Origin of the sequence: Vibrio sp. 10N.222.46.A1, assembly GCF_041473595.1 — a bacterium.
In the GTDB taxonomy this organism is placed as follows: Bacteria; Pseudomonadota; Gammaproteobacteria; order Enterobacterales; family Vibrionaceae; genus Vibrio; species Vibrio tasmaniensis_A.
Window position 1 is genome coordinate 1 of record NZ_JBFRSN010000294.1, and the last position, 6068, is coordinate 6068.

The following is a 6068-nucleotide window of genomic DNA, read 5'->3' on the forward strand; positions in this document are numbered from 1 at the left end:
TTTTATCTCGAACAAAATCCAACCGCGGAAGGTCAACACGCCCTGACAGTATAGAAGCAATTTATCGAAAGAAATGTGGTTCAAAACACAAAGCCGTAAAGCGATCAAAAAAGGGCACAAACTCGAGGAATCATCTTCGAACTTGCGCCCTTTTGTATGTATATAGCTAACTATTTATAGTTATATGTTTGGAACTATGCGTGTTGAAAGCAGAAGGATTACTTCGCTTTCTTACCAGAGCGTTGCTGCTCTTTGTGTGCAAGCTTCTCTTTTTTGCGTTGCTCGATAAGGTGAGCAGCATCGCCGCCTACGTGGGTTTCGCCACGGGCATTCGACAGTTGAACTTGCTTTTCACGTTCGCGGAAACGGGCTTTCTGCTCGTCGCTGTGCTTATCAATACACTTAGGGCAGCTTACGCCTTTCTCGAAGTGTTCAGAGGCTTTGTCTTCGTCAGTGATTGGCAAACGACACGCGTTACACACATCGTAACCGCTCTTTTCTAGCTGGTGGTTTACTGCAACACGACCGTCAAATACGTAGCAGTCGCCTTCCCACATGCTCTCTTCTTCTGGTACTTCTTCTAGGTACTTAAGAATGCCGCCTTCAAGGTGGTAAACCTCATCAAAGCCTTGTTCTTTCATGTAGGCTGTTGATTTTTCGCAACGAATACCGCCAGTACAGAACATCGCGACTTTTTTGTGTTTCTTAGGATCGAGATTTTCTTCAACGTATTGAGGGAATTCACGGAAGGTTTCTGTGTTTGGGTTTACAGCATTTTTGAATGTACCGATATCGACTTCGTAATCGTTACGAGTATCAACCAGAATCACATCAGGATCAGAGATCAATGCGTTCCATTCGTTTGGTTTCACGTAAGTGCCGACAACGTGGCGTGGGTCGATACCCTCAACGCCCATGGTTACGATCTCTTTCTTGAGCTTAACCTTGGTGCGGTTGAATGGTTGTTCTTCGTTGAACGACTCCTTGTAAACAACATCAGCCAAACGAGAATCTTGTTTGAACCATTTAAGAAGAGCGTCGATAGATTCGCGCTTACCTGCAACGGTGCCGTTGATACCTTCACTCGCAAGTAGCAAAGTACCGCGGATTTGGTTGGCTTCTAACACGTCAGTGAGTGGCTGGCGAATTTCTTGGTAATCATCAAGTGCTACGAATTTATACAGAGCACATACAACATATTGAGACATGGTTTTTCCTTTCTGCGAGCTGGAACGTAAATCCAGAGCGTTGCCTTTTATGATACAGACTGAGTTTAATTCACTCAGGTTTGCCCATATTGGCTTATTAAAATCCGCCGCAGTATAACCAAGCCAAGGATGGACAAAAACCAACCAAAAATAGGGCTATTTATCATTTCTATTTGTGTGGTTTATGGGCTAGGAAGTTCAATGAAACTGTTTTATCAGGTTCGAATTACAACAACGTATTCCCAAACCAAAAGGCCCTGCTGTAAAAACAGCAGGGCCTTGGTATTGAATCTGTCTGACTTAATCAGCGATTACGCTTGGTTAAGTACTTCCGCTAAGCGTTTTACCGCTTCTGTTAATTCTTCTGGGTTGGCGTTGGTGAAGTTTAAGCGCAGTGCAGCTTTAGCTTCATCAGCCTTTGGATAGAATACTGGGCTTGGTACTACCGCTACGCCATTCGATAGCAGAGTCTTAGCTAATTCGAAGGTATCGCACTCTGGGATTTCAACCCAAATGAACATTCCGCCATCAACGGATTTTAATACACAGTCAGTAGGCAGCTGTTTTTCTAGCTCTGAAAACAGCACTTCATAACGAGACTTGTAAAGGGTACGAATATTTTCCATGTGCAGGTTGAAATCTTCATGTTTTAGAAGACCAACAAGCAGCGCTTGCATTGGTACACTTGAGTGTAAGTCCGCGCCTTGCTTCACTTTGATTAGTGGCTCAAGGTAGCTGCGTTTACCTGTTACCGCGCCAATACGTAGACCTGGCGATGCAATCTTAGAGAATGAACGAAGAACGATAGAGTTATCAGGGCAGAACGAAGAAACCATTGGCAGCTCAGTGCCTGTAAAGCGTAGCTCGCGGTAAGGCGCATCTTCAATGAATGCCACGTTGTATTTAATACACAGTTCAGCCACTTTTTGACGAGTTTCTGTTGCCCAACATACACCTGTTGGGTTGTGAAAATCTGGCACGGCGTAGAACATTTTCGGTGATTGCTCTGCAAAGCACGTTTCCAGTTCGTCTAGGTTCGGGCCAAATTCAGTTTGAGACACGGTCGCAATGTTTGCTTGAACTAAGCCAAACACTTGCATCGCACCCAAGTAGCTTGGCGCTTCCATCACAACCACATCATTCGGATCAACATACGCTCGTGCAATCAAATCCAAACCTTGCTGAGAACCGGTACAGATCATTGCTGTGTGAGTCTCTGGCAATTGGTAGCTTTGCGTAAGGTGATCAAGCAACGGGCCGTAACCCGCAGTAGAACCGTATTGGAAAACTTCAGGCATGTTCGCTAAGTTTTCTAGCGTTGGCTTCATTAAATCGATAGGGAATGTTTTCTCGTCCGGTAAACCACCGGCCAATGAGATGACATTTGGATCGCTTGCGGCTGCGAGGATCTCTCGAATGTATGAAGATTGAATCTGTTGTAATGACTGTGCGATTTCCATGTGTTGTGTCTCGTCGTTTTTCGTTTTTATTCTATCGCTTGATATTACACGGCAATTGTAAAAACTAGCGTGTCCGTTTATGCTCTTAAACATGTCCATTTATGCTATTTAAACGATGTCACGACAACACTTATCCCGAATCAATGATGTTCTGTTCCATATTCATCAAGACATCAGTCAGCCTTTGTCGGCAAAAGCGCTCTCCGAGATTGCGGCTTATTCAGAACAACACTTCCACCGCACCTTTAAAAGCGTGGTTGGGGAGTCGCTACATCAGTACATTCGACGCACTCGAATGGAGTATGCGGCCAATCAATTGATGTTCGATACCACGTCGTCAGTGGTAGAGATTGCTAGCAAATGTGGCTTTAGTTCGGTGTCATCTTTCAGCCGAGCATTCAAAGCGACCTTTAACATGTCGCCCGGAGAATGGCGTAAACACGACTTACAGATAGCAGAAAAACCCTATTTGAAAGATCCCGAAGTAGCGGCGGGTTATTTGAACGTGGCGCAGAGAGTGTTACCCGAACCTAAGATCGTTGAAACACCAGAGCGCATGGCGGCTTATGTTCGACATACGGGTTATAACCGTTCCATTCGCAACGCGTGGCTGATATTGAAAGCGTGGGCGAACTCAGAACAGCGCGACTTTTCGAGCCAATTTGGTTTGCATCACTCAAACCCTGCTTGGGTTGAAATGGATCAGTGTCGCTATGTGGCGTGTATCGCGATTGATGAGCCGATTAAGTATCGCAGTGTCGTGAACCAGATGGTGATTCCGGGTGGTTTACACGCGGTATTCCGACTGAATGGCCGTTATGGTGAGCTGCTACCACAGATCAGTATGGTGTTAGAAAAGTGGCTACCTACGTCTGGCTTTAAACAGCGCTCTACTCCTGCGTATGTGCATTATCATCAGAATCATTTTCTCAACAGTGATGAAGTGTTTGAGCTTGATTTCTATCTCCCTGTGAGTTTTTATTAGTAACCCCATTTTTGAGGAATAATTATGTATCTCGTTTTGTATTGCCACAATATTGGTATGACCGATTTTTCATTCTTTGAAACAGAAGATTTTGACAAAGAAGAGGGCTATATCGTGCGAGGTAAGTGGCCGAATGAGAAAGCGTTTCGTGATTACTTAACCAAAGAGTTTGGTGACATGAGCGAGTTCCAAGTGATCGACTTAATCGCCAAAGGCGCAGAAGCAGAACACTACTCGCCAGAAGAGCTGATGCGCTTAGCTTTGTAATATCTAGTTTAATAACGGTTAACTCATCATCACCCAGTTAAGTAGCATCTTTCGAATAAACGAATAAAGAAATGGCAGCCTGATTGGGCTGCCATTTTTGTTTTAAGTTAGAGCAAATTGCTCTGTACTAAGAGTGAAGCTACTGCGCCACTTCGTCCACTAAGTACAAGATGGATTGATACGGAATGCCACTGTGATGTGACAAACCGATCTCACAGGTTCGGCTGTTGCTGAATCCACGAGTACAGTTGCTCGGCACTTGTTCTTTGAGTGGATGCACTGCCGCCTCATTCAGCTCTGGCGTGGTAAAACCTTTATCACCCGCCCAACCACAGCATTGAATATGCTCAGGAACGATGACCTCTTCGGTACAGGCTTTAGCAAGGCTCAACATCGCGCCTTCCAAACCCATTCGACGAGAACTACACGTCACATGCAGCATCACGGTTTCTTGCAGCGGCTCAAGTGTCAGGTGCTCAAGCAAGTATTGATTCACAAACCCTGTCGGCTCTAGCACTTCTAGTGGCTTGGTGAACTGTTCAATACTGCGTTTAGCACATGGGCTGGTGTCCATTAATACTGGGTATTCACCCTGACGACTGGCTTGCCACAACACTTCTTCGAGCTGTTGCGCTTTAGATTGGGCTAAATCGGTCATCCCTTTGCTGTCGTAAGGCATGCCACAACATTGGTCGTCTAGCTTCTTCGGAAGAATAACCTCAAATCCGGCTTTGTTAAGCAAAGACATGGTCACTTCAGTTAGAGGGCGTTGATCGCCCGCATCGCTTTGCTGTCCCATGGTTCGACTGGCACACGAAGGGAGGTAAACCACCTTCTTATGATTGCTTGAGGATTCTGCCGTCACGGGTGATGAGACTAGCGAGTGACTATTGGATTGCGGCATCTCAGGCATCCAAACAGGTGTCGCGCCTTTAGTTATTGAGCGCAGGCCGTTGGTTAGCTTGCCGACTGTGTTTGCGCCTAATACTTTACTCGCCACTTGGTTGGTTTTGAGGCCGGCTTTGGTCAGCTTGGTGGTGGTCGAGAAATGATCCGCTGTCCACTTAGCGATTGGCGTAAATTTCTCGTACTTGGCAATACGAAGCTTCTTGATCAAATCGCCGGTGTTGATTCCCACTGGGCAACGCTCGGCACACAGGCCTGTTGCGGCGCAGGTATCAATGCCTTGGTATTCGAAGGTTTTCTCTAGTTCGCTTGCTTCCATCTCTTCACCTGCGGCACGTCGGCGTTGTAACTCGCGGTACAGCACGATACGTTGGCGTGGCGATAGAGTTAAGGTACGAGACGGACAAACAGGCTCACAGAAGCCACACTCGATACAGCGGTCGACAAGGTCGTCGGCAGCAGGCATTGGCTTCAAATTCGTGATGTGTGAATTTGGATTGTCGTTAATAATAACGCCGGGGTTGAGCAGTCTTTCTGGATCAAACAAGGCTTTGATCTGTTGCATCAAGGCGTAGCCATCTTTACCCCATTCCAATTCGACATAAGGTGCCATATTACGGCCAGTGCCATGTTCTGCTTTCAGAGAACCTTGGTATTTCACCGCGACCAGTTCGGCAACGTCATCCATGAAACCGCCGTAGCGATCGATTTCTGTTTGGCTGTCGAAGCCTTGAGTAAACACAAAATGCAGGTTGCCTTCGAGGGCATGGCCGAAAATGATCGCTTCGCTGTAGTCGTATTTATCGAACAGCTCTTGCAGCTCTCGAATGCCGTTAGCGAGGTTTTCGACAGGGAAAGCCACGTCTTCGATGATAACGGTTGTACCGACTTCACGAACGGCTCCAACCGCAGGGAACATGCCTTTTCGAATGCCCCACAGAGTTGTGACTGTCTTTGGATCGGAAGTGAAAGGCACCGATTCAACAATCGTGTATTCAGTCAATGCGTCCAAAATTGATTTACATTGTAAATCTAAGTCCGGCTGGGAGCTGGCGTGTGATTCAACCAAAATAGCCGCGGCTTCTAAGTCCAAGCTTGGCATAAATGCAGGCATACCCGGTTTATCAGCCACTGAACGCAGCGCTCTACCATCCATCAATTCAACCGCAGCAACGGGTGTTTTTGATAGCGTAGTAACCGCTTTACTGGCTTGTTCGATGTCGGCAAACACCAACAGAGCCG

At 46.5% G+C, this 6068-nt stretch carries 5 protein-coding genes; 2 read left to right on the forward strand and 3 right to left on the reverse strand.

The window, feature by feature from the left end:
* Nucleotides 1–218: 218 nt before the first annotated feature.
* A complete protein-coding gene (locus AB4496_RS09790; RefSeq protein WP_102257667.1) occupies nt 219–1208 on the reverse strand; it encodes a rhodanese-related sulfurtransferase in 990 nt (329 codons plus the stop codon).
* Between the two features lie 311 nt (nt 1209–1519).
* Nucleotides 1520–2668 (reverse strand): PLP-dependent aminotransferase family protein, encoded by a 1149-nt coding sequence (locus AB4496_RS09795; protein ID WP_102257666.1) that lies wholly within the window; start codon nt 2666–2668, stop codon nt 1520–1522.
* A 115-nt stretch (nt 2669–2783) separates the two neighbouring features.
* Between AB4496_RS09795 and AB4496_RS09800 the strand changes: the two genes are divergently transcribed.
* Nucleotides 2784–3653: a GyrI-like domain-containing protein gene (locus AB4496_RS09800; RefSeq protein WP_009846140.1), complete on the forward strand. Its 870-nt coding sequence runs from the start codon at nt 2784–2786 to the stop codon at nt 3651–3653.
* Between the two features lie 24 nt (nt 3654–3677).
* A complete protein-coding gene (locus tag AB4496_RS09805; protein WP_012601190.1) occupies nt 3678–3920 on the forward strand; it encodes a hypothetical protein in 243 nt (80 codons plus the stop codon).
* Between the two features lie 139 nt (nt 3921–4059).
* Here AB4496_RS09805 and AB4496_RS09810 read toward each other — a convergent pair.
* Nucleotides 4060–6068, reverse strand: a 2009-nt coding sequence (locus AB4496_RS09810) for an FAD-linked oxidase C-terminal domain-containing protein (RefSeq protein ID WP_372130885.1), incomplete at its 5' end; no start/stop codon positions are given.

What these genes read in the sequence shown, in the direction of transcription:
- AB4496_RS09805 (WP_012601190.1), top strand. Translation starts at nt 3,678, where the DNA reads ATGTATCTCGTTTTGTATTGCCACAATATTGGTATGACCGATTTTTCA.
- AB4496_RS09790 (WP_102257667.1), bottom strand. Translation starts at nt 1,208, where the DNA reads ATGTCTCAATATGTTGTATGTGCTCTGTATAAATTCGTAGCACTTGAT.
- AB4496_RS09800 (WP_009846140.1), top strand. Translation starts at nt 2,784, where the DNA reads ATGTCACGACAACACTTATCCCGAATCAATGATGTTCTGTTCCATATT.
- AB4496_RS09795 (WP_102257666.1), bottom strand. Translation starts at nt 2,668, where the DNA reads ATGGAAATCGCACAGTCATTACAACAGATTCAATCTTCATACATTCGA.